The sequence below is a fragment of the Aeromicrobium sp. genome (assembly GCF_023146395.1).
GTDB lineage: Bacteria > Actinomycetota > Actinomycetes > Propionibacteriales > Nocardioidaceae > Aeromicrobium.
This window is the reverse complement of record NZ_JAGLCD010000008.1, coordinates 257720-279276: the sequence shown is the minus strand read 5'-3', so window position 1 is coordinate 279276 and position 21557 is coordinate 257720. Positions and strand designations below refer to the sequence as shown.

General features: G+C 69.7%; 22 protein-coding genes. 9 read left to right on the top strand and 13 right to left on the bottom strand.

Translation table 11 applies throughout. The annotated features are described in order from the left end of the window. Nucleotides 1–13: 13 nt before the first annotated feature. Genes KAG51_RS08070 through KAG51_RS08060 form a run of 3 tightly spaced genes read right to left on the bottom strand, consistent with a single transcriptional unit; the run spans nucleotide 14 to nucleotide 2947 of the window. Complete coding sequence (locus KAG51_RS08070; protein ID WP_290582434.1) at nucleotides 14–1216, bottom strand: FAD-dependent oxidoreductase; 1203 nt, start codon at nucleotides 1214–1216, stop codon at nucleotides 14–16. Beyond that, nucleotides 1213–2601: a cytochrome P450 gene (locus KAG51_RS08065; RefSeq protein ID WP_229054643.1), complete on the bottom strand. Its 1389-nt coding sequence runs from the start codon at nucleotides 2599–2601 to the stop codon at nucleotides 1213–1215. The genes KAG51_RS08070 and KAG51_RS08065 overlap by 4 nt, the downstream gene beginning before the upstream one ends. Before the next feature lie 25 nt (nucleotides 2602–2626). Continuing rightward, on the bottom strand, nucleotides 2627–2947 hold the full coding sequence (locus KAG51_RS08060) for a 2Fe-2S iron-sulfur cluster-binding protein (protein ID WP_229054644.1): 321 nt from the start codon (nucleotides 2945–2947) through the stop codon (nucleotides 2627–2629). Between the two features lie 131 nt (nucleotides 2948–3078). On the opposite strand from KAG51_RS08060, the gene KAG51_RS08055 reads away from it, so the two are divergent. Further along, entirely contained in the window at nucleotides 3079–4086 is a 1008-nt protein-coding gene (locus KAG51_RS08055; protein ID WP_290582504.1) for an AraC family transcriptional regulator, read from the top strand. A gap of 27 nt (nucleotides 4087–4113) precedes the next feature. Here the strand turns inward: KAG51_RS08055 and KAG51_RS08050 are convergent, their stop codons facing one another. The 4 genes from KAG51_RS08050 to KAG51_RS08035 all read right to left on the bottom strand — a co-directional run bounded on the left by KAG51_RS08050 (nucleotide 4114) and on the right by KAG51_RS08035 (nucleotide 8841). After that, complete coding sequence (locus KAG51_RS08050; protein WP_290582431.1) at nucleotides 4114–4782, bottom strand: TetR family transcriptional regulator; 669 nt, start codon at nucleotides 4780–4782, stop codon at nucleotides 4114–4116. Nucleotides 4783–5196: 414 nt separating this feature from the next. After that, nucleotides 5197–7536 (bottom strand): MMPL family transporter, encoded by a 2340-nt coding sequence (locus KAG51_RS08045; protein ID WP_290582430.1) that lies wholly within the window; start codon nucleotides 7534–7536, stop codon nucleotides 5197–5199. A gap of 34 nt (nucleotides 7537–7570) precedes the next feature. After that, a complete protein-coding gene (locus KAG51_RS08040; RefSeq protein WP_290582429.1) occupies nucleotides 7571–8173 on the bottom strand; it encodes a TetR/AcrR family transcriptional regulator in 603 nt (200 codons plus the stop codon). Between the two features lie 158 nt (nucleotides 8174–8331). Then, nucleotides 8332–8841 (bottom strand): hypothetical protein, encoded by a 510-nt coding sequence (locus KAG51_RS08035; RefSeq protein ID WP_290582428.1) that lies wholly within the window; start codon nucleotides 8839–8841, stop codon nucleotides 8332–8334. Nucleotides 8842–9180: 339 nt separating this feature from the next. Between KAG51_RS08035 and KAG51_RS08030 the strand changes: the two genes are divergently transcribed. Then, complete coding sequence (locus KAG51_RS08030; protein ID WP_290582427.1) at nucleotides 9181–9777, top strand: maleylpyruvate isomerase family mycothiol-dependent enzyme; 597 nt, start codon at nucleotides 9181–9183, stop codon at nucleotides 9775–9777. A 602-nt stretch (nucleotides 9778–10379) separates the two neighbouring features. After that, nucleotides 10380–12530, top strand: coding sequence for an ATP-binding protein (locus tag KAG51_RS08025; RefSeq protein WP_290582425.1), 2151 nt, complete (start codon nucleotides 10380–10382; stop codon nucleotides 12528–12530). Here the strand turns inward: KAG51_RS08025 and KAG51_RS08020 are convergent. Together KAG51_RS08020 and KAG51_RS08015 are read right to left on the bottom strand one after the other, a co-directional pair. Then, nucleotides 12500–13096, bottom strand: a complete 597-nt coding sequence (locus KAG51_RS08020; protein WP_290582423.1) for a hypothetical protein — start codon at nucleotides 13094–13096, stop codon at nucleotides 12500–12502. The genes KAG51_RS08025 and KAG51_RS08020 overlap by 31 nt on opposite strands. Further along, entirely contained in the window at nucleotides 13089–13553 is a 465-nt protein-coding gene (locus KAG51_RS08015; protein WP_290582421.1) for a pyruvoyl-dependent arginine decarboxylase, read from the bottom strand. The genes KAG51_RS08020 and KAG51_RS08015 overlap by 8 nt, the downstream gene beginning before the upstream one ends. Nucleotides 13554–13746: 193 nt before the next feature. Between KAG51_RS08015 and KAG51_RS08010 the strand changes: the two genes are divergently transcribed. Next, nucleotides 13747–14133 carry a response regulator gene (locus KAG51_RS08010; RefSeq protein ID WP_290582419.1) on the top strand — a complete coding sequence of 129 codons (387 nt, stop codon included), beginning with the start codon at nucleotides 13747–13749 and terminating at the stop codon, nucleotides 14131–14133. Between the two features lie 61 nt (nucleotides 14134–14194). On the opposite strand, the gene KAG51_RS08005 is transcribed toward KAG51_RS08010, so the two are convergent. From KAG51_RS08005 to KAG51_RS07990, 4 genes are all read right to left on the bottom strand, one after another. Then, nucleotides 14195–15580 (bottom strand): DUF1338 family protein, encoded by a 1386-nt coding sequence (locus KAG51_RS08005; protein ID WP_290582417.1) that lies wholly within the window; start codon nucleotides 15578–15580, stop codon nucleotides 14195–14197. Nucleotides 15581–15614: 34 nt separating this feature from the next. Next, entirely contained in the window at nucleotides 15615–16760 is a 1146-nt protein-coding gene (locus KAG51_RS08000; protein WP_290582415.1) for a Glu/Leu/Phe/Val dehydrogenase dimerization domain-containing protein, read from the bottom strand. A 238-nt stretch (nucleotides 16761–16998) separates the two neighbouring features. Beyond that, nucleotides 16999–17928 (bottom strand): LysR family transcriptional regulator, encoded by a 930-nt coding sequence (locus KAG51_RS07995; protein ID WP_290582413.1) that lies wholly within the window; start codon nucleotides 17926–17928, stop codon nucleotides 16999–17001. Further along, nucleotides 17928–18050: a hypothetical protein gene (locus tag KAG51_RS07990; protein ID WP_290582411.1), complete on the bottom strand. Its 123-nt coding sequence runs from the start codon at nucleotides 18048–18050 to the stop codon at nucleotides 17928–17930. The genes KAG51_RS07995 and KAG51_RS07990 overlap by 1 nt, the downstream gene beginning before the upstream one ends. A 268-nt stretch (nucleotides 18051–18318) precedes the next feature. Here KAG51_RS07990 and KAG51_RS07985 point away from each other — a divergent pair, with 268 nt between their 5' ends. Genes KAG51_RS07985 through KAG51_RS07965 form a run of 5 tightly spaced genes read left to right on the top strand, consistent with a single transcriptional unit; the run spans nucleotide 18319 to nucleotide 21542 of the window. Beyond that, nucleotides 18319–18615 carry a hypothetical protein gene (locus tag KAG51_RS07985; protein ID WP_290582409.1) on the top strand — a complete coding sequence of 99 codons (297 nt, stop codon included), beginning with the start codon at nucleotides 18319–18321 and terminating at the stop codon, nucleotides 18613–18615. Then, entirely contained in the window at nucleotides 18612–19523 is a 912-nt protein-coding gene (locus KAG51_RS07980; RefSeq protein WP_290582407.1) for an FAD:protein FMN transferase, read from the top strand. The genes KAG51_RS07985 and KAG51_RS07980 overlap by 4 nt, the downstream gene beginning before the upstream one ends. Further along, nucleotides 19523–20119: a ferric reductase gene (locus KAG51_RS07975; RefSeq protein ID WP_290582405.1), complete on the top strand. Its 597-nt coding sequence runs from the start codon at nucleotides 19523–19525 to the stop codon at nucleotides 20117–20119. Before KAG51_RS07980 ends, KAG51_RS07975 begins: the two co-directional genes overlap by 1 nt. Continuing rightward, the gene (locus KAG51_RS07970; RefSeq protein WP_290582403.1) at nucleotides 20116–21354 is read left to right on the top strand and encodes an NADH-ubiquinone oxidoreductase-F iron-sulfur binding region domain-containing protein; all 1239 of its coding nucleotides are present in this window, start codon (nucleotides 20116–20118) and stop codon (nucleotides 21352–21354) included. Before KAG51_RS07975 ends, KAG51_RS07970 begins: the two co-directional genes overlap by 4 nt. Continuing rightward, nucleotides 21351–21542, top strand: coding sequence for a ferredoxin (locus KAG51_RS07965; RefSeq protein ID WP_290582401.1), 192 nt, complete (start codon nucleotides 21351–21353; stop codon nucleotides 21540–21542). Before KAG51_RS07970 ends, KAG51_RS07965 begins: the two co-directional genes overlap by 4 nt. Nucleotides 21543–21557 lie beyond the last annotated feature (15 nt).

Below are 21557 nucleotides of genomic sequence, written 5' to 3'. Positions count from 1 at the left end.
TCCGCCCACCACTTCAGCGGACGGACTGGCCGACGAGTTCCTCCCGCAAAACGGGTGTCCGCTGGGTGATGACTCGCTTGCTGAACATGAAGTCGCGCGGCCGGTTGACGCAGTCGGCAGCAATGAGTTCGCCGTCGCGCAGATAGAAGCACGTGAAGTCTCGGTCGCGAGCGGGGTCGCCGCTCAGGATGACCTCGTCGTACCCGGTGTTGAGGCCGGCGATCTGGAGCTTGAGGTCGTACTGGTCCGACCAGAACCATGGCAGTGCGGCGATCTCCTTGGGTTTGTCGCACATCGCTGCTGCGGCGACCTTGGCCTGCTCGCCGGCGCTCGACACCGACTCGAGCCGAATTCGTCGGCCGTAGCGGGCGATGTCTTGGCTGGCGCAGTCGCCGGCAGCCACGATATCGGGGTCGCTGGTGCGTGCGTGCGAGTCGATCAGGATGCCGTTGTCCACGACGAGGCCCGCTGCTGCAGCCAGCTCGACGTTCGGTTCGACGCCGATGCCGATGATGACGATGTCGGCGGAGATGTTCTCACCGGATGTGAGGACCACCTCGCGAACCTGGGCGTCGCCGGTGAGTGCCTGGACGAGGGCACCGGTCCGCACGACGACCCCCTCCTCCCGGTGGATCCGATCGAAGAACGCCGAGACCTCAGGTGCAGTGACGCGTTCAAGGACCCGTTCGGTCGCCTCCAGGACGGTCACGTCCAGGCCTAGCGCCCGAAGCGAGGCGGCCGTCTCGAGTCCGATGTAGCCGCCACCGACGATCACGGCGCGACGCGCGGTGGCGGCGGCTTCGCGGATGAGTTCGACGTCGGCTGCCGTGCGCAGGTAGAACACTCCGGCCAGGTCGGCTCCTGGTGCCGGAAGTCGACGGGCGCGAGCGCCCAGGCACAGCGCGAGCTTGTCGTAGCGCAGGGACTCTCCATTGCTCAACGCGAGCTGCCCCGCCGGGCGGTCGATCGCGTCGACCGTGGCGTCCTGGAGCTGGATGTCCTGCTTGGCGTAGAACTCGGCGCTGCGGATTGCCAAGTCCTCGAGTGTGTTCTTGCCCGCGAGGTAGGCCTTCGAAAGAGGAGGCCGTTGGTAGGGCAGCGCTGACTCGTTGCCGATGAGGATGATCTCCCCGTCCCACTTCTCCTGACGCAGGCTGGCCGCGAGCTGTGCTCCAGCGTGGCTCGCTCCGACGATCACAGCTCGCGACTTGGTCATGCGTTGGTCTTCGGCGTGAGCTGCACCATCAGCTTGCTGATGCCCCGCACGAAGTTCGACTGGACGTACTCCGGTTCGCCGACGACCTCGATGTTCTCGAATCGCGGCAGCAGCTCCTCCCAGAGGATCTTCAGCTGCAGCTCGGCCAGCCGGTTACCCATGCACCGGTGGACGCCGAAACCGAACGAGATGTGGTTGCGCGCATTTGCCCGGTCGATGATCAGGTCATCGGCGCGGTCGAACAGCGCCTCGTCGCGGTTGCCGGAGGCGTACCACATGACGACCTTGTCGCCCTTGCGGATGAACTGGCCGTTGAGCACGACATCCTTCTTGGCGACACGGCGCATGTAGGCGAGCGGGGTCTGCCAGCGAATGATCTCCGAGACCATGTTGGGAATCAGGTCGGGATTGGCCTTCAGCTTCTCGAACTGGTCGGGGAAGCGGTTCAGGGCCAGCACGCCGCCGCTCATCGAATTCCGGGTCGTGTCGTTTCCGCCGACGATCAGCAGCGTCAAATTGCCGATGAACTCCATGGGCCGATCGATCAGGTCCTTGGTGTCCTCGTTGCTCTGCAGCATGGTGATCAGGTCGAAGCCGGGCGCCTCGCCGGCGGCAGTCCTTGCGGCTTTGTCGCGCCAGAGGGCGCTCAGACCGAGCGCCGCATCGCGCATGCCGCGGAACACCTTGTCATTGTCGGAGGGGCCACCGTTGGCCTGCTCCATCGAGGACGCCAGGTCCGACCACTCGACCAGCTTGTGGCGTTGCTCGTACGGAAAGTCCAGCAGCGTGGCGAGCATCCGCGCGGTGAGCTCCACCGAGACGTTGCTGACCCAGTCGAACGGCTTGTCCACGGGTAGGTCGTCGAGGACCTCTTGGACGCGTGAACGGATGAGTCCTTCCATCTCACGCAGGTTCTTGGGAGCGACGACGCCTTGGACAGCGGCTCGCTGGAGGTCGTGTCGCGGCGGGTCCATCGCGATGAACATCTCGACGTCGAGGAATCGCGGCGGAGTGCCGATGATGATGAACGGCTCGGCGGAGAAGGCCTCGTGGTTCTTGTCGACGGCCACGATGTCGGCGTGGCGCGTGACGGACCAGAACGGTCCGAATGGGCTGTTCGCCTGGTAGTGGACCGGGGCTTCCCTCCGCAGACGCTCGAAGTAGGAGAGCCAGCGACCCTGGCGGTACATGAACGGGTTGCTGACGTCGATGTCGGTCAGCTCCACGTCCTCTACGGGGGGGATCGGCTCCTCGACGAACATCTTCTGACCGTTGGTTCCCGTTACCCAGCGGCGGGTCTTGTCGTAGAGGTGCGCACCCTGGATCTGCCGGTCGACCGGGATGGTCGACTGGACCTTGGTGGTGATGGCTTCTGAGATCTTCATGGCGTGGCTTCCGTCTCTCTCGTCGTCACAGCTGGAATTCGGGAAGTTCGACGGTCAAGCCGTCCCACGAGGCGCAGACCGCCATCTGGCACGCGAGCCGCGAGGTCGGCTGCCGCTCGGGGTTCATCGCGAGCATCTCTTCCTCTTCCGCTCCGGACAGGCCGACCTGCTCGGACCACTGCGGGTCGACGACCACGTGGCAAGTCCCGCAGGCAGCCTCGCCACCACAGTCCCCGTCGATACCGGGGATCGCCTCGTTGACCGCGACCTGCATCAACGACCGTCCCTCCTCAAGGGGGGCTTCGTACTTCTCGCCGTCGTGCGACACGAAGGTGACAACTGCCATGTGGGTCTCCTGAAGAACTGTCCCGCGCGTGATGAACTTCATACGAGTGTTGCCGGGTTGGATAACGGTGGCTATGGTCGCCGGAGTCAATTACTTGTGATTTCGGCTCACGGAGAGGCGGTTTCGTGGTCATGGTCGAGCCTTGCGTTCCGCCACTCGCCTTTGTGCAACTGCTCGCGAGCCAGGCGCTCGAGCCGGACGCCGTCGCGCGGTTCCGTCGTGTCATGATTCGCGAGGGAGTCAGCGAGTCGACCATGGTCGAGCGTGACGTCCAGGCACCTCTGCGCTGGTTCAGGGAGGTGTACCCGGCGTTGGACTCCGCTCAGGCGACTCATCTCGGGCGGGCGTGCGCAGCGCAGGCGCAGCTGACCACCTTCGGGCCACTGAGCCTGCCGCTGGTCAGTGCCGGCTCGGTCGCGGAGATCGTGGAGCTGCTGACCTACTTGCCGTTGATCTCGACCGCGCTCAGTCCTCAGCTGCATCACTCCGATCAGGGTCTGACGGTCGGTTTCACCGGCCACACGGGTGATCCGGACCTGGATCGGTTGGTGATCACCTACTGCGGATCGGCACTCGTGCGTCTGCTGAAGCTGCTCGTGGGTGACATGTCGACCGTCACCCTGCATCTGGCATGGTCGGCGCCCCCCGGCCTGGCCGATGATTCGGATGTGGTGAGCGGTCAGCTGGCCTTCGATGCCCCGATCTCATTCCTCCGGGTACCTGCTGAGACCCTCAGCGAGGTGTGTCGGTTCTCGGATCCGATCGCCTATCGGCACGCGATCGCCGAGCTGGAGAAGGCTCTCGAGCGCCGCAATGGGCCGCTGTCGTTCTCGCGAACCGTGAGGCTTCTGGTGGATGAAGGCGACGTCCTGAGAAGCAGCCAATCGGTCGCCGATGAGCTGTCGATGTCGGCCAGCACCCTCAAGCGACGACTCGCTGATGAGGGCACCACATTCCGTGAGCTGCGCGAGACTTCGTTGCGAGAGCGCGCGGTGCTGCGTCTGCTCGAACGAACGGCGACGGTGAGCGAGATTGCCAGCGACCTTGGTTACAGCGATCTCACGAACTTCTCACACGCGTTCAAGCGATGGACCGGACAGTCTCCGAGCCAGTTCCAACGCGAGCAGGGAGTGCGGTGACGCGAGCGCCCTTCCAGGTGCGCCGAATCAGCGGGCGGTGACGGCGGGGTCGACTCCCCGGGCCCCGTCGGCGGTCTCGGATCGACGCAGTCCGAGGTACCGAAGTGCCACCTCGGAGATCTGCTGGCCGGTGGCCTCGGCATCTGCCCCCGGAAGGGCCAGGTGGCTGACGGCGAGTCGGACAAGGGCGTCCGTCGCGTTCTGGACGTCGGTGACGTCCAGATGAGGGAACTGCTGGTGCATCCACGCCGCCAGGGCCTCGCTCGCGACGTCGAGCAGACGTCCCGAGGTCGTGATGAGAGGAAGCATGCCCTTGCGGGCGTTGAGGACGTCGGTCTCCAGTGCCGGATCGCGGTGCGAGACGAGGACTGCACGCAACAAGGGGCTTCTCTCCGCCTCGGCCAAGGTGTAATGCACCGCTGCTTGAATGCCGCCCGCGGCGTCGGTCGGGTACGACGCCAGAAGATTCTTGATCCCGGCTAAGAAGCGGTCGGCCTCGTGGAGGACCAGGGCTTCACCCAGCGCCTGCTTGTCACCGAACTCCTTGTAGAGCATGGCGCGCGGGGCGCCGATCAGGATCGCGATGTGACCCACCCGGACCTTCTCCCAGCCCTTCTCGACCGTCTCGGCGTAAGCCGCCTCCAACACACGCCTCCGCAGGTGAGCTCTGTAGGACTCCCGGAGCGGCGTGGCCATGGACAAATTCTAGGTGATCGTCGCGACGGTGACAGTGACTCGGGCGGAGCCAGCCGTCCCTGGGCCCCGACGTCGCCCAGGCGACAGTCGCGCCCGGCCACCCCAGTCAGGCGATCGTTCATCCCCGTGCACTCCAGGATCCATGGAGGTCGCCGCCTTGGAGTTCGGCGCGAACGGCGGTGCCATCGATTGGCGGAGGCGTCGGAGTTCATCGCGTTCCTGCGCCGTGAGACGGATGGAATGCTTGGGCGGCGGGCCAAGTACCGCCGACATTGTCAGTGATCGAGGCGGCGTCAAGGGGTGGTGGTCGATCGCGTTCGGGCCCTGCCAATAGGGTGGCGTGGCGTGGCGTGGCGTGGCGACGCCCCTGAGAAGGGCCGCGACAGCCTTCGGCTCAGGATGGCACTAGGCCGTTCAGTTGCGGACCTCGATGCTCTGTTGGTCGGTGACCTCGGCCTGCTGGTTGAGCATGGTCAGCAGCTTGTCGCCCTCGATGTCAAGGTCGGGCAGCAGGCGGTCGAGCCAGCGGGGCAGCCACCATGCTCGCTCGTCGAAGACGGCCATGAGGGCGGGCACGAGGGTCAGCCGGACGATGAAGGCGTCGATGAGGATGCCGGCGGCAAGAGCGAAGCCGATCTGCTTGATCATGATGTCGTGGCTGAAGATGAAGCCGGAGAAGACCGCGACCATGATGATCGCGGCGGCGACGACGACGCGGCTAGCCTGATCGAAGCCATGCACGGTGCTTTGTCGGGCTCGCTGACCGTGGATGTGTGCCTCGCGCATGGAGGACACCAGGAAGACCTCGTAGTCCATGGCCAGCCCGTAGAGGATGCCGGTCACGATGATCGGCATGAAGCTCATCAGCGGGCCCCCGGTATCGAACCCGAAGAGGCTGCTGAGCCAGCCCCACTGGAAGACGGCGGTGGTGGCGCCGAAGGTGGCCAGGATGCTGAGCAGGAAGCCGGCGGTGGCCTTGAGCGGGACGACGATCGAGCGGAAGACCAGCATCAGGATCAGGATCGAGAGCACGATGATGATGCCGAGGTAGAGCGGTAAGACGTCGGCGAGCTTGTCGGACGTGTCGATGCCGACGGCTGTGAAGCCGGTGACGCCGAGCTGCACCTGGTTGGCCTGGGCGATGTCGTTGTCTGGTTCGCGCAGCGATGTTACGAGGTCGCTGGTGGCCTCGTCACCGGGACCGGAGGTGGGGATGATGCTGAATACGGCCAAGTCGCCGGCCTCGTTGACGCCGACGGGGGCGGCCAGCACGATGTCGTCTCGGCCCTGGAACTCGGCGAGGAGTTTCGCGGTCAGCTCGGGCGTGACGCGATCTGTGGAGCCGGAGGGCTCTGCGGTGACAAGGAGGGGGCCGTTGAATCCCTCACCGAAGCCCTGGGAGACGGCCTCGTAGCTCTGCCGGGCGGCGGTGTCCTGGTTCGCGCTCTCACCGGTTGGAATCCCCAGGTTCATGCTGGCCGCGGGGATCGCCATCACACCCAGGATTGCGATCACTCCCGCGATGACGGGCCACCGGAACCTGATCGCGCCCCTGACCCAGTGGTTGGCGACGCTGTGGGACTTCGCCTGCACCCTGGCGTGGCCTCGGGCTCGGGCTTTGCCGGAGCAGATCCGCTCCCCGACCAGCCCCAGCAACGCGGGCAGCAGGGTCAAGGCAATGAGCACGGCCAGGGCGACCGTGGACGCCGCGACCAGTGCCATCGTGGACAGCATGGCGATGCCGATCACGGTCAAGGCGGTCAGCGCGATAATGACGGTCAGGCCGGCGAAGAACACAGCACTGCCCGCTGTGCCGACCGCTCGGCCCGCTGCCTCCCGCGCGCTGAGTCCCTGATCGAGAATCAACCGTCGCTGCCGGTTCACGACGAACAGCGCATAGTCGATGCCGACGGCCAGTCCGACCATGAGCCCGAGGACGGGGGTGGCGGAGTTCATCTCAACAACCGTGGAGAGCGCATAGGCGCCACCCACGCCGATGCCGACACCCACCAGCGCAGTGACCAGGGGCAGACCGGCCGCGATCAGCGAACCCAGGGTAAGCGCCAGCACGAGAGCGGCGACGGCGAGACCGATCACCTCACCGATACCGACCGGGATCTCGATGGCCTTGAGCGAGTCGCTCGGGAGGACGGTGATCTCGGTTCCCTGCTCGGCACGCTCCGCCGCCTTGATCACCGATGTGACGTCGTCATCGGTCAATGAGGTCGAGGCGACTGTGAACTGAAACTGAAACAGCGCGACCTGCCCGTTTGAGGACACCAGCACGCCGGGCACCGGGGCCCCGTCCACCATCAGCGGCTGGTAAGGAGGCGCCTGCCCCGGGTCCGTCCCGGCCGGGGGATCGGCCGGCGCATCTACCTGAGGAGTGCCCGATCCGCCCTGCTTCCCGGTACCTAGAGCGGCGTCCAGGGGGTTGACGACCTTCTCGAGGTCGTAGACGTCGTTGACGGTGTCGCTGATCACCGCAAGACGCTCCGGAGTGTCGAGGCGCTCACCGCCCGGCACGGTAAAGACGACGCTGGCTTGGCCTCCCGAGGCCGCGGGGAGCTCTTCGGCCACGCGGTCGAGCACGGTCTGGGCCTCGGTGCCCTCGATCTTCATCTCAGAGCTGACGTTCACCCCGTTGATGACCACGGCGCCGACGACCGCTGCGAGTACCGCCAACCAACCGGCGATAAAAAGCCACGGCCTGCCGAACGCGGTTCGTCCGAGCCGGTACAAGAAAGTGGACATGGGGTTGGCGCTCCTTGAGGGCGAGACGCGGCGGCTAGAGGCCGTGGCGCAGGTAGTCGAAGGTGATGTCGAGGAACGAGCTGTAGTCCATCGACGCGGGGGTGGCGTCGCTTGCACCGTCAAGGTGCACGTCGAAGGTTCCCTCCAAGGCGGCCATCACCGCGCCGTACACGGCGCCGAATAGCAGGGGTACGTAGATGGCGGGGTACCGGTCCCCGGCCACCGACCCCAAGAGCTCCTGGGCGGTCTGGCGCATTCGTTGCTGAACCCCGAGGACATAAGGTTCAAGGGACGGGTACTGCCGCCCCATTGCCATCAGCTCGCGCATCCTCACCAACGTGTCCGCGGTGAACTGATCCCGCATCACGGCCAATAGGGCATCGAGCAGGGGCAGGTCTGCGGGTAGGGCGGTCAGGACAGCGCTAGCGTCGTCGACACCACCGAACGCGACCGAGGCGACCGCCTCCTCCTTGCAGGAAAAGTAGTTCGCGAAGGTGCGGCGCGAATACCCTGCCCGGTCGACCACGTCTGCTGTGACGAACCCCGACAACCCGCGCTCACGGGTCAACTCGAAGGCCGCCTCGGCCAGCGCCTGCGCCGTGGCCTCCCGCTTGAGGTCCCGCAATCCACGATCCACTCCCTCAGTATGACCGCCCCTGCCCAATGAGCAACATTGCCCACTGAGCACAGAAATTCTTTTGACGCCTTCGGGCGTCTGCCAGTTCGGCGACGCTCGGTAAGGGAGTCGCCCATCCCCCGGTTGGGAGGCGACGTCGATGGGCGGGCGTTCGGCGCTCATCGGTACGCCTCCAGCGACTCCGCCAGCACGCGGTGGCCGACGCCTCGCACGCGCGGGTCCGTGCTCGTGGCTGCGTCGAGGGCCGCGACGACGGAGGTGTCGACCAAGGCGCGGACCTGTTCGAAGTCGAAGCCGGTCACCCGCAGCGTGACAGGCCCGGCCGGGTCGGCGCGCAGGCTGAGGTCCCGAGAGACGTTGTCGAGGTCGCTGGCGGCGAGGTAGCCGTCCCTGCTGGCGTCGACGGCGTCGGTGAGGCCGAGTGTCCGGGTGTTGGAGAGGGCGACGACCTGGCGAAGCTGGGGGAGCGCTGCGCGGTGTGCCTCGAAAGTGTGGACCTGAGCGCGGTCGCGGGTCCGGGTCAGAAGCTCATCGACTTCGGTGAGTTCGCGAAGGCTCTGTCGGAGTCGCGAGGTTTGAGTCGCACCGAGCCAGTCGGCATCCAGACCGGCGAGCATCGCGACGGCGCCCCACGCCGTGTGCTCAGCCCAGGCTCGGGTGCGGCCCATACGCTGCGACTGGAGGTAACGATCGACCGACCCTCGGTCGACCAGTCCTCGCGCGATGCGATCGATGGCGCCGGTGTCCGCGAGTCGCCGGGCGTGACGAGTCGACACCCCAAGGGTGTTCGCTGTCTCCTCGATGGTGAGGAACTCCCGACCAGTCACAACAGATGATGTCCCATAGTGGACTCAATCTGTAAATCGTGGGCACTCCGCCAAGGTGTCACTCGGGCAGCCTTTCGTGCTGCGGGACCGTCCCTGCGGATGCGACGGTCTACGTCGCGGGTGCTGCGGCTTGCTGGAAAGGAGCGGGAATGACGAACGACATGCCAGTGCTGGTCGAGAGTGAGCGCGCCAGCTTGCACGAGCTTCTGCAGGGGGTTGGCTCCTGATGAGTGGGCCCGTCCATCGCTGTGCGACGACTGGTCGGTGCGTGAGGTCGCGATTCACATCGTGAGCTACGACGACCTGGGTTGGTCCGGGTTGCCGATGGCCTTCCTCCGCGGCGGCCTCCGGGTCGATTCCGTCAACGCTTGGGCCGTCGCTCGACACGCCGACCTTTCGAACGACGAGGTGATCGAGCTCGTACGTCGCTGCGAGACTCCGCGCGGGCTGACGTCGGCCATGCATGGTGCCATTGCCCTGACGGACGGGCTGATCCACCAGCAGGACATCCGACGCGCACTCGGCCGGCCCCGGGAGATCCCCGCGGAGCGGTTGCTGCCGGCACTGGACTTTGCGCTGAAGGCTCCGACGTTGCCGGCGAAGCGGAACGCGCGCGGCCTCAGGCTGGTGGCGACCGATCACGACTGGTCGCGCGGGACCGGTGATGAGGTCGCCGGTCCGGCCGAGTCCCTCCTGATGGCGATCGCCGGCAGGCCCGTCGCACTGGACGAGCTTTCCGGGCCGGGGCTCGCCACACTGGCTGACCGCGTGAGCTGAGCGCCGCGCTCGCCGGCCTCTCAGAGGCCCACGGATCGTTCTCGGTTTTGGTCTCAGTTTTGGTCTCAGTTGGACCATGATTTGCCCTGATTGAGCGTGATGGGCAGTGATGGAAAACGCTGCAATTCCAGCGAAAGAGACTTTGGCGAACTGGTCGAAATTGGCGCTGGCGCGGTTGGAAAGCGGGTTGAGTGAAAGCTCTCAGGGGTTCGAATCCCCTATCCTCCGCCAGTACCCGGGCCCGCCGCGTTCGTCGCTGCGGGCCCTGGTGTCGTTCGGGTGGGGTGACTGCGGGGAGTGGCTCGGGGCAAAGTCGCAGGTTCTTCGCCCGAAGCCAGTGGTGGTCGGGCGTCGTGCCCGAGGAGTGACGCCAGGCTCTCGTGGCTGCGACATGCGAGGCCCCCGCGAGGCGGACCGGTGGGCGACGCAGATCCGGCCTGATGCGCCGACCGTCTGCCATGATGAACACGGGAGAACGCTCGGCGTCCGTGTCAGAGCCATCGGCCGCGCCGAACCGTGCGCTGGTGGGGAAGATGCGCCGGCGAGTGGCTCGACCCGCCCATCGGACGGCGACCAGCCCGGACACGATCGGATGATGCGCAATGAGCGGCCCAGCGTCGACGGCACCCGGCCCAGCCGGCGCGGGCTTGCGAGCGCCCTACGTCGCGACCGCCGTCGTGGTCCCCGTCCTGGTGGTCCTCGCCGCGATCCTGATCACGCACCCGGGCTCCGCCGTCGCCACGGCCTCCGCGTCCGGCGGGCTCCTGCTCGTCGGCAGCGCCGCGGCCGCCAGCTGCTTCCTGCGCGGCCGCCGGTCGCGAGGGCGTCGCCGCCGCGCCTGGCAGCTGATCGGGCTCGCCGGCCTGATCGTCGTGGCCGGCAACATCGTCAGCTCGGTGGTCGGTGGCGGCACGGCCGGGCTCTCCGCCGCGCTCAACGACGTCGCGATCGCCACGGCCCTCACGGTCTCGATCGTGGCCCTGCTCCTGTTCCCCGCCCTCCGTTCCAGCCGCGGGGTCGCGGTCCTGGTGCTCGACGGTCTCGTCGCGGGATCCGCCGTGCTCCTGATCGCCAGCTCCCTGATCTACGACGACCTGCTGTCGACCACCACCGGCGGCGTGAGCGGCGCGACGGTGCTGATCCTGCCCGTGCTCGACGTCGTCGTGGCGACGATCGCGGTCCTGCTGCTCACGCGCTCCGGCGCGGCCGACCGGGCCGCCCTGACGCTGATCGCGGCCGGCTACCTCAGCTACATGCTGAGCGACCTGAACTACGCCGTGACCCAGGCCCAGGAGGGCTACGCGTTCGGCACCTGGACCGACCTGGGCTGGGTCGTCGGATACTCCCTCATCGGCCTCGCCGCGTGGGTGCCGACCCACGAGGTCGGTGACGCCGTCGCGCGGCCGAGGACGGCCCAGATCGCCGGCACGGTCACGGTGTTCGCCGTGCTGCTGGCCGCGGGGATCATCCAGACCGTCAGCGCCGGAGGTCCGACGGCCCGCGGTCAGGTCGTGCTGTGGATCGTCCTGGTCGCGGCCGCACTGGGGCGCGAGCTCATCATCAGCCGCGAGACCTACGAGCTGCGGCGCGACCTGGAGCAGCGGGTCGCCGACCAGACCGCCGATCTGCGGCACTGGGCCGAGCAGACCCGTGCGCTGCTCGACAGCGTGGCCGACGGCATCTACGGGGTCGACGTAGGCGGCCGGGTGACCGTGATCAACCGGTCGGCCCAGGAGATGCTGGGCCTGGACGAGGCCGCGATCGGACTGGCCCACCCGCACGACCTGTTCCACGCGCCCGGGCCCGACGGCGCGCCGTACCCGATCGACTCGTGCTACGTCACCGAGGCGATCCGCGACGCGGTCGTGGCGCGCAGCGAGGACGACGTCTACCTGCGCAGCGACGGCACGCCGTTCGCGGTGGAGATCGTGGCGTCGCCGATCGTCGACCCCGCCACGTCCAAGGTCAGCGGAGCCGTGGTCGCCTTCCGTGACACGACGGCACGGCGCGAGGTGGAGCGGATGAAGGACCGGTTCCTCTCGGTGGTCAGCCACGAGCTGCGCACCCCTCTGACCTCCATCCGCGGGAGCCTCGGTCTGATCGGCAGCGGCGCGCTCGGCGAGCTGCCCCCCGAGGTGCAGGCCATGGCCAACCACGGCGAGGAGAGCGCCGAGCGGCTGGGACGCCTGATCAACGACATCCTCGACGTCGAACGGCTCTCCTCGGGGGCCTTCGAGGTGCACGCCTCGCTGCACCTGGCGGCGCGACTCGTGGAGTCCAGCGCGGCCGAGCTCGCGGCCCTCGCCCAGGGGGCCGACATCGCGCTCGAGGTCGGCGAGGTCGGTGGCGAGGTGATCGCCGATCCCGACCGGGTGGCTCAGGTGCTGGGCAACCTGGTCGGCAACGCGGTCAAGTTCTCCGACGCCGGCAGCACCGTGCGGATCAGCGCCGCCCCGAACGGCGACGAGGTCGTCTTCACGGTCGCCGACGAGGGCCGAGGCATCCCGGCCGACCGGCTGGAGGACATCTTCGAACGCTTCCGGCAGGTCGACTCCTCGGACTCGCGCATCGAGGGCGGCACGGGGCTCGGCCTCGCGATCACCCGCGCGATCGTCACGCAGATGGGCGGCCGGGTCTGGGTCGAGAGCACCCTGGGTGAGGGCAGCGTCTTCTCGTTCACCCTGCCGTCGGCCGACCGGCTGACCGGCGAAGCGGCCGCGGCTCAGGACCCGCCGGAGAAGTCGGCGCTGTAGTACGTCTGCACGTCGACCTGCGTCGACGGAGCGCCCGCACCGGCGGCGAGCTGCGCCATGATCGCGGCGTTCAGGCCCGACTCGACGTTGGCCGCGCACATGTCCCAGGCCACGATGACCCGGTGCTCGACGGCGGCCTCCATCATGGCCGTGAGCATCGTGGCGAACACCCCGGCGCGCTGGCCGTTCGGCGGCGTCATCGTGAAGCCGAGGTACCAGATCGCCCCGCGGGCGGCGTGCTCCGGATGCCGGACCGTGTAGTACTCCGGGCTGGCCCAGGGCACCGCCTCGAGGTCGCGCGCCAGGGTGGACAGCCCCAGGAACGCCCCGTCGGCCTCGCTGGTGGCGATCCACTTGTCGATGCGCGGATCGGCCATCTCCTCGACGAACTCCTCCAGGGTCAGAACGTGCCGCGCCGCGGCCGCCTCCCGCAGCGGTGCGAAGGTGCTCTCGTACCAGGGGTACAGCTCCTCGGCGCGCTCGGCCGCCACCTCCAGGTGGCGCTCGACCTGCACACCCGGGACCCGGGGTCCGGTCACGGTCGTGGGGGTCGCGTCGTCAGCCACGGGCTGCCTGCCACGACTCGACCTCGTACGTGGCGATCGCCAGCGCGCAGACCGGCCGGTCCTCGCAGTGGGCGCCCGCCACGACGCGGTTCGCGGGACCGAAGTCGAGGCCGCGTCGCCGCGCCATGTCCTCCAGGGAGAGGTCGATGAGCTCCTCGACCGACTCCTGGCTCCCGCTGTGGTGCTCGACGAACAGTCCGCCGAGCTCCTCGTCGTAGACCCAGCCCAGGCCCGCCCAGGCCGACTCGCCGCGCAGCTGGGCGCGAGCGGTGGAGACCACGCAGTAGAGCTTGTCGCCGTGCTCGGCCGGCAGCGACTCGTCGCTGATCACGACGTCGCTGCGCGGCGGCACCACCGACGAGAGCGTGATGAGGTTGAAGTCGGCGACGTTCGCCCCGTGCAGGGCGTCGTCGAACGCCGAGATCGGCGTGCGTCCCTGGCCGATCGCGGTGCGCACGGTGATCCGCAACCGCCCGGCGTTCACCGCCGGCCTCGGCATCGCCGCGGTCCGGACCGTCGTGCTCGCCGCAGTTCTCTCACGGCGCGGAGTCTATCGGTGAGGTCGTTCACCTTCGACGGTGCGGAGACGTCCGGCGGACTGACACAATGAGGGCGCCAGTCAGGTCCACCTGAATTCGGGAGATGGCCGCATGATCCCCCCGCTCGCCCTGGTCGTCGACGATGACCCGGACATCCGCATGCTCGTCGAGATCTCGATGGAGCGCGTCGGTGGATGGCGGGTCGTCAGCGCCGACAACGCGGTCACCGGGATCGACCTGGCGCGCGAGCACCAGCCGACGGTGGTGCTGATGGACGTCATGATGCCGAAGGTCGACGGCGTCGAGGCCGCACGCATCCTGCTCGGTGACCCGAAGACCGCCGACATCCCGATCGTGCTGCTGACGGCCCGCGCCGTGGTCGGCGGGGAGGACCCGCCCTGGGCCGACGTCGCGATCCGCGGGGTCATCCCCAAGCCGTTCAGCCCGCGCACGCTCGCCCAGGAGGTTCGCGCCCTCATCGGGCTCGACGAGGGCTGAGGCCCCCCCGGACACGTTCGCCAGAGCCGTCACGGCGAGACGCCGAGGCGGCGAGGCGGCGTCATTCCGCGATCGTGACTCCCAGCGTGGCTGCGGCCGCCTCCAGGCTCGTCCGGCTCTCGGCCGCGTAGACGTCCTCGGGCGCCGCCACGTCGCGACCGACCGTCGCGGACATCCAGTCGATGTCGCGCTCGGCGCCGCCCTGGGAGGCGTCGACGCTTCCCTCACCGGTGAGGTTCGACGAGAAGATCCCCGCCGCCGACCGGGGCAGGAAGTCCTCGTACACGATCGGATCGGCCTCGAGCCAGCCGCCGGCGACGAGGCCGCGAAGGTCCCGGGGCGGCGTGCCCACCGGCAGTGTCTCGGCGGGGCGGTAGGTGAAGAAGCCGAGCCCGTCGAGGCACAGCTGCCGCTCGGTCGCCGGCAGGTGCTCGGTCCAGACCTGCTGCGCCACGACGTCGCGGTCCTCCCCGCTCTCCGCGGTGCGCTCGTCGACGGTGCGGACGAGGCGGTCGTAGAGGTCGCGGCCCGCGGGGGTCAGGGCGATGCCCCGGGCCTCGACCTCGCCGAAGCGCACGCGCAGCGAACCCTCCGAGACGACCCCGTCGGGGTCGCGGAAGCGGCGCGGTTCGGCGAGTGCGCGGAAGGAGGTCTGTCGCAGCAGGACGTCGGGGCCGTCCCACCGCGGGGGACCCTGGATGCGGTCGATCATCTCGATGCCCCGGGCCTGCATGCTCTGGTAGAGGTCGTCGATGTCGAGCACGCGCGGCGTCAGGTGGTTGATGTGGGTCGTGGTGACACCGCCGATGTCGGCGGCCACGCTGCTGACCCGCTCGAGCTCGGCGTACCACGCGCTGTCGACCGGTTCGGGCGAGAGCGCGAACGCCGAGGCGGCCAGATCGAGGAACGTCACGGCGGCGGCCTCGTCCAGGCCTCCCTCGGCCTCGGCGCGGTCGGCGAGGGTCAGCAGCTCGTCGGGGAAGAGCTGTCGAGCGTCGAGGAAGGTGCGCAGGCGCTGCTCGAGGTCGGCGTCGAAGAAGCGTCGGTCCTCCGGGACGAGCATCGAGGTGAAGACCCGGAACGGGTTGCGGGCGAGCTCCTCGCGGTCGCGCGGACGGAACGCCGTGGAGACGACCGGGATGGGGGTGGGCCGGGCGTCGCGCAGGTCGTAGAACCCGGTGGGCTGCATGCCCAGGGCACCGAAGACCCGCGCGACCTGCGCCATCTCGGCCGGGCTGCCGACCCGGATCGCCCCGTGCCGCTCGGCCGTCACGCGGCTGATCGACCCGAGGCGCTCGGCGTCGGCGCCGTGGCGCTCGATGACGCGGGCATTGACCTCGTGCGAGACCTCCACGAGCGTCGTGTAGGCCGGGACCTCCGTCCCGTAGAGCGCCGAGAGGCGAGCCGCGAAGCGCGCCCGCAGGGTCGTGGTGTCGACAGTGGTCATGGGTGAACGTCCTTCGGTGCGCTGGGGATGGGGATCAGGCGGTCGGCAGCTGGCCGCGCAGGGCCATGGCGGCCCGCACGCGGTCCTGCGCCACGGCGCGTGCGGCGTCGTGCGGCATCAGGCCGCGGGCCCGGCTCTCGGCGATGACGTTCGCCGTGTTGGCCCGCATCTTCGCCGAGATCATCGTGAAGACGGTCTCGGGCTCGACCGGGAACGGCGAGCGGCGGGCGTCCATCGAGTGCGCGGCGGCCACGATGCCGCCGGCGTTGGCGATGAAGTCGGGCACGATCGTGACGCCCCGCGCGTGCAGGACCTCCTTGGCGGCCGCCGTGGTCGGCATGTTGGCGCCCTCGACCACGAGCCGCACGCTCGTCGTCGCCGCCAGGTGCTCGTCGATGACGTCCTCGCGGGCGGCCGGCACCAGCACGTCGGCGTCGACCGTGAGGGCCGCGCCGGCATCCTGCACGCCGCCGTACTCGCTCACGCAGTCGTCACCCAGCTTGGCGCGTAGCTCGACCAGGCGCGCGAGGTCGAGTCCGGCCGGGTCGATCACGGCCCCCTTCGAGGTCGACGCGGCGACGACCACGGCACCGAGCTGCGCGAAGCGCTCGGCGGCCGCGACACCGACGGCCCCGAAGCCCTGGATCGCGATCCGCGCGCCGGCCATCGGCAGGCCGATCTCGGCGGCGGCCGCGTCGGCCGCTTCGGCCACGCCGAAACCGGTGACCCCGAGCTCGTCGTACGGCAGCCCGCCCAGCTCGCGGGGCAGGCCGACGGCACCCCCGCGGTCACCCAGCTCGTCGAGGAAGATCGCGGCGTCGGCCTCGGTCAGACCCATGTCGAGGCCGAACACGTACTCGCTCGGGACCTCGCCTCGCAGCGCCCGGGCGAAGGCCCGCAGGATGCCTTCCTTGTCAGGGGCGTTCGGGTCGCCGAGGATGCCCGCCTTGGCGCCACCGTGGAACAGGTCGTGAGCCGCCCACTTCCACGTCATGGTGCGCGCGAGCCGGGCGACCTCGAGGACGCTCAGGCCGGAGCTCATGCGGGTGCCGCCCTTGCCCATGCCGCGCGAGGTGTTGTCGATCACCAGGACGCCGCGCATCCCGGTGCGCCGGTCGGAGACGCATACGACCTTCTCCGGCCCCCACTCGTCCATGAGGTCGAACGTGTCGTTCAGCATCGGTCTCAGCCCTTCGTCTCGGTGTCGGTTCCCATCATGCGGGCGCGACGGCGCCCGGCACGAGGGGTCGAGGCCGACGGTCTAGCGCTCCCAGGACCAGCGATGCTGATGCTCGTCGACTCCGCGGAGTCCCTGCTGATCAAAGTCGCGGACGGCCTTTGTCGACTCGCGATCTCAGGGGTGCGGTGCAGCACCAGAACTGCTGGCACTCGGACCCACCGCCTCGACGCGGGTCGGGTCATCGACCTGTCGTGAGCGCGGCGCTGCCCGCGGCCACGGTCTCGCAGGCGTGCTCCAGCGCCGCGACGATGCGCGTGACGGTCTCACGCCGCGACGTGGGTGATCGCAGCAGGAAGACCTCGCGGTGGGTGTCGGGGCCACTCAGCCGTGTCGCCGCGATGCCCTCGGTCGGGACGTGCCCCAGAGCCGGGACGACCGCCAGCCCGAGCCCGGCCCGCACGAGGCCGTGGATCACGTCGTAGTCGTTGCTGCGGTGAGCGATGTCGGGCTCGAAGCCGGCGGCTCCCGAGAGGCGCTGCATCATCGTGGCGGCAGCCGTACCGTCCCGGGTCGTGATCCAGGTCTCGGCGGCGAGGGTGGACATCACCACCTCGTCCGACTCCGCGGCCGGGTGGTCGACCGGCATGATCACGAGCAGGTCCTCGACCAGGAGACGGTGCGCGCGCAGTCCGCGCGGCAGGCTGAGGGGGACCAGGTCGTACCGGTACACCAGGGCGACGTCGAGCTCACGGGCCTCGACCAGGCCCACCAGCTCCGACGGCTCGCCCTCGTCGAGGTGGACCTCGATGTCCGGTGTCGCGTGCGCGAGCTCGGACAGGGCGATCGGCAGAAGGCGCTCGGCCGCCGTGGGGAAGCTGCCGAGGCGCACGCGGCCCGCGGTGCCCTCGTGGAGTGCGGCGATCTCGTCCTCCAGCTCCTGCAGCGTGCTGAGCGCCGAGGTCGCCCGAGCAGCGATGAACTCAGCGGCCGGGGTCGGCCGCACGGCGTGCGCGGATCGTTCGAACAACGGCATCCGCACCTGGCGCTCGAGGGCCGAGATCTGCTGCGACACGGCTGAGCCCGTGTAGCCGAGTCGGCGGCCGGCGTCGGCGAACGATCCGGTTCTCAGCACCACGGTGAGGGTCCGCAGGTGCACCGGGTTGAGCATCAGGACTCCTTCTGCGTCTGGTCGAGCCGCGCCTCGTCCGGCTCGGGGTCGAGCCGTCCGTCCCACCGTCTCACCGTCTCGTCGGCGCGGGCTGAGTCGGACGTCGACATCGCCGTCGACACCAGTAATCTAAGCGGTCACGTGTCGGCCCGGCCTGGTCGTCTGCGGGCTCGTCGGGTGACGGTGCCAGCCCGGCCGGTGCCGCGACGCCCGGGAGCGGGCCGTAAGGCTTGCTGTCCCTTCCCGGTCTGCTGTCTCCCACTGCACGCGGGCCCCTCCCGCGAGCAGTCAGGTTGTGTGCAGGTGTGCGCCGTCACGATGGGCGCGAGCGGTCGATCAACGATCGCTCGACGACCCACCGGTCCGACACGAGGCGAAGAGCACCCCACCATGAACACCTCACCCACGGCGCCGCGGGCGGCTCTTGTCGCCCGGGCGAGGAAGCACTTCGCGGCGATCGCTGCGTCCAGTCTGCTGCTGACCGGTGGTCTGGCCGCCGTCACGGCGGCCCAGAGCCTGTCCACCCCGCCCGACACAGCCGGGCCGAGCATTCCGGGAGCGAACGGTTCGGGTCCGACAGGCAGCACGGGCTCGAGCGGCTCGCGGTCGTCGGACTCCTCCGGCTCGACCGGACTGACCTCGCCCCAGCGCGGGTCGTCGCCCGACGCCGGGAGCAACGCCTCATGAGCGCCTCGGCCCTCTGGGAGGACTGGACCTGCACGGTGCGCCTGGTCGTGACCGACCCGGCTGCCCTCGGCCCGTCCCGGCGGTACCTCACGGGTCTCATGAGCGAGGTCGAGCAGTCGTCGAGCCGCTTCCTGGCGACGTCCGACCTCAGCCGCGTCAACGCCAGGTCGGGCACGTTCGTGCCGGTCGGTGGTCGCACGCTGGCGCTCGTCGACGTCGCGCTCGACGCGGCCGCCGAGACCGAGGGACTGGTCGACCCGACGATCGGCCATCAGGTCATGGCCGCCGGCTACGACCGCGACATCGAGCTCGTGCGCGGCCGGCTGGTGCCGGCCGCTCCCGCGCAGGCGGTGCCGCCGGCCGACTGGCGCCAGGTGCGCGTCGACCACGAGCTGTCCCGCATCGGCGTCCCGCGCGGGGTCGTGCTGGACCTGGGAGCGACCGCCAAGGCGTGGACCGCCGACGTCGCCGCCCATACGATCGCCGCCCTCCACGGCACCGGTGTCCTGGTGGAGATCGGTGGAGACCTCGCGGTCGCCGGACGCGCCGACCGGCCGTGGCAGGTCCACGTCAGCGAGATCGCGGGCGGCGACGGGGAGCAGATCGGCCTGACGCATGGCGGGCTGGCGACGTCGTCGACCGCGGCGCGTGCTTGGCGCACGGCCGCCGGCGACGCCCACCACATCGTCGATCCGCGCACCGGGCGGCCTGCAGCCGGGCCGTGGCGCTCGGCCACGGTCTGGGCGCCCAGCGCGGTGGACGCCAACACCGCGAGCACCGCGGCCCTGATCCTCGGCGCCGAGGCGGAGTCGTACCTGGCCGAGCTCGAGCTGCCGGCCCGGCTCGTCGACCATGGGGGCCGGGTCCGTACCCTCGGTGCCTGGCCGGTCAGTGTCGAGGCGTCGTGATGACGCTCTGGTACCTGGCGCGGGCCGCCGGCATGGTGGCCCTGATCGCCTTCACCGTCTCGACCGTCCTCGGTGCGCTCGCGTCGGGCCGCGCGCGTCCGCGCACCTGGTCGGCGATCGACCGTCGCTTCCTGATGCAGATGGCGCATCGCTCGGCCGCCATCACCGGACTTCTCGCGTTGACGGCCCACGTCGCGATCCTCGTGGTGGACCACTTCGTCGACGTCAGCGTGAGTGGCGCGCTGGTGCCGTTCACCGCCGGGTACGCGCCCGTCGCCCTGGGCCTGGGCACCCTCGGGACCTACGCGATCGTCCTGGCCGCGGTGACCGGTGCGGCGCGCGGTCGCCTCGCCGCTTCCGCCCGGGCGGCCCGGACCTGGCGATCGGTGCACCTGATGGCCTACGCCGGCTGGGCGCTGTCGATGGGCCACGGCCTGCTCGCCGGTACCGACACCGGCACGATCTGGGCGTCCGCCGTCTACGTCGCGTGCGGCCTGGCCGTCGTCGTCGCCGTCGCGGTGCGCCTGTTCGGCCACGACCGATCCGCGAACCAGCCCCTCGCCACAGCCCGTCGCCTCGTCAGGATCACTTCATGACCGTCACTGATCCCGTCGCGACCGCCCCGTCCCACCCGTTCGGCGCGCCGCGGCTGCTCGCCGGCGTCGCTGCCCACCGAGCCTTGACCTGGGCCGAGCACCGGGCCGTCCACGGCGTGCCCGCCCTGCGCCCGCGCGCCTGGCTCCTCGAGTCGCTGCGCGCCGTGAACCTGCTCGGTCGGGGCGGCGCGGCCTTCCCCGTCGCCGTCAAGCTCGAGGCCATGCCGCTCGGCGGACCCATGACGGTCCTGGTCAACGGCAGCGAGGGGGAGCCGGCGAGCTGCAAGGACCGGGCCCTGATGACGGTCGCCCCCCACCTGGTGATCGACGGTGCCCTGGTCGTGACGCACGCGCTCGGCGCGACCGGAGCGACGATCGCGGTCCACGACCACCGGGCCCACGCCGCCCTGGCAGCAGCGCTCGCGGAGCGCCCGGACGCGGCCGCGGTCACCCTCGCTCTCACGCGGGCGGGCTTCGCCGGCGGCGAGATCCGCGCCGTGGTCAACGGCCTCACGACCGGACTCGCTCGGCCCGGCGGCCGCCGCGACCTGCCGCACGACCGCGGCCTCGACGGGCGTCCGACCTTCGCCTCGAACGTCGAGACCTTCGCGCAGATCGCGGTGCTCGCCCGGCTCGGAGCCGCCGGCTACGCCGAGACCGGCACCCGCGACGAACCGGGCACGAGTCTCGTCACGCTCGTCGGCGACGTGGTCCAGGCCGGGGTCCTGGAGGTCGCCAACGGCACCCCGCTCGACGCGCTGCTGCCTGGGCGCCCCGGCGCTCCCGTGCTGGTCGGAGGCTTCCACGGAACCTGGGTGCGCTCGACCGCAGGTCTGACGATCGACCGGGCCGCGCTGCGCGCCTCCGGGGCACCGCTCGGCGCGGGTGTCATCGCCCGGCCGCACCCCGGCACGTGCGTGCTCGCCGAGGTCGCGGCCGTGAGCCAGTGGCTGGCCGAGGAGTCGGCCGGACAGTGCGGACCGTGCTTCTTCGGGCTTCCGGCGCTGGCCGAGGACGTGCGGGCGTTCGCGGCGGGTCAGGGGTCCGAGGCCCAGCTGCTGCGGCGCGCGAGTCAGGTGCGCGGCCGCGGGGCGTGCGCCCACCCGGACGGCGCCGTCCAGTTCATGACCTCGGCACTCGTCGCACTGGCCGACGACATCGAGGTCCACCGCGCCCACGGCACCTGCGGACGACCGCCGTCGAGCATCCTCGCGATCCCGAGGAGGACGTCATGACCGCGATCGCCGTCGACTGGACCCGGTGCGACGGCCACGGGCTCTGCGCGCGCCTCCTGCCGGAGAAGATCGGCCTCGACGAGTGGGGCTACCCCCTCGTCCTCGATCCCGAGATCGAGCCCCATCTGGTCGGTGCGGCCCGCCGAGCGGCGGCCGCGTGCCCCGCTCTGGCCCTGCGCGTGCGGTGAACGATCTCGTGGGTG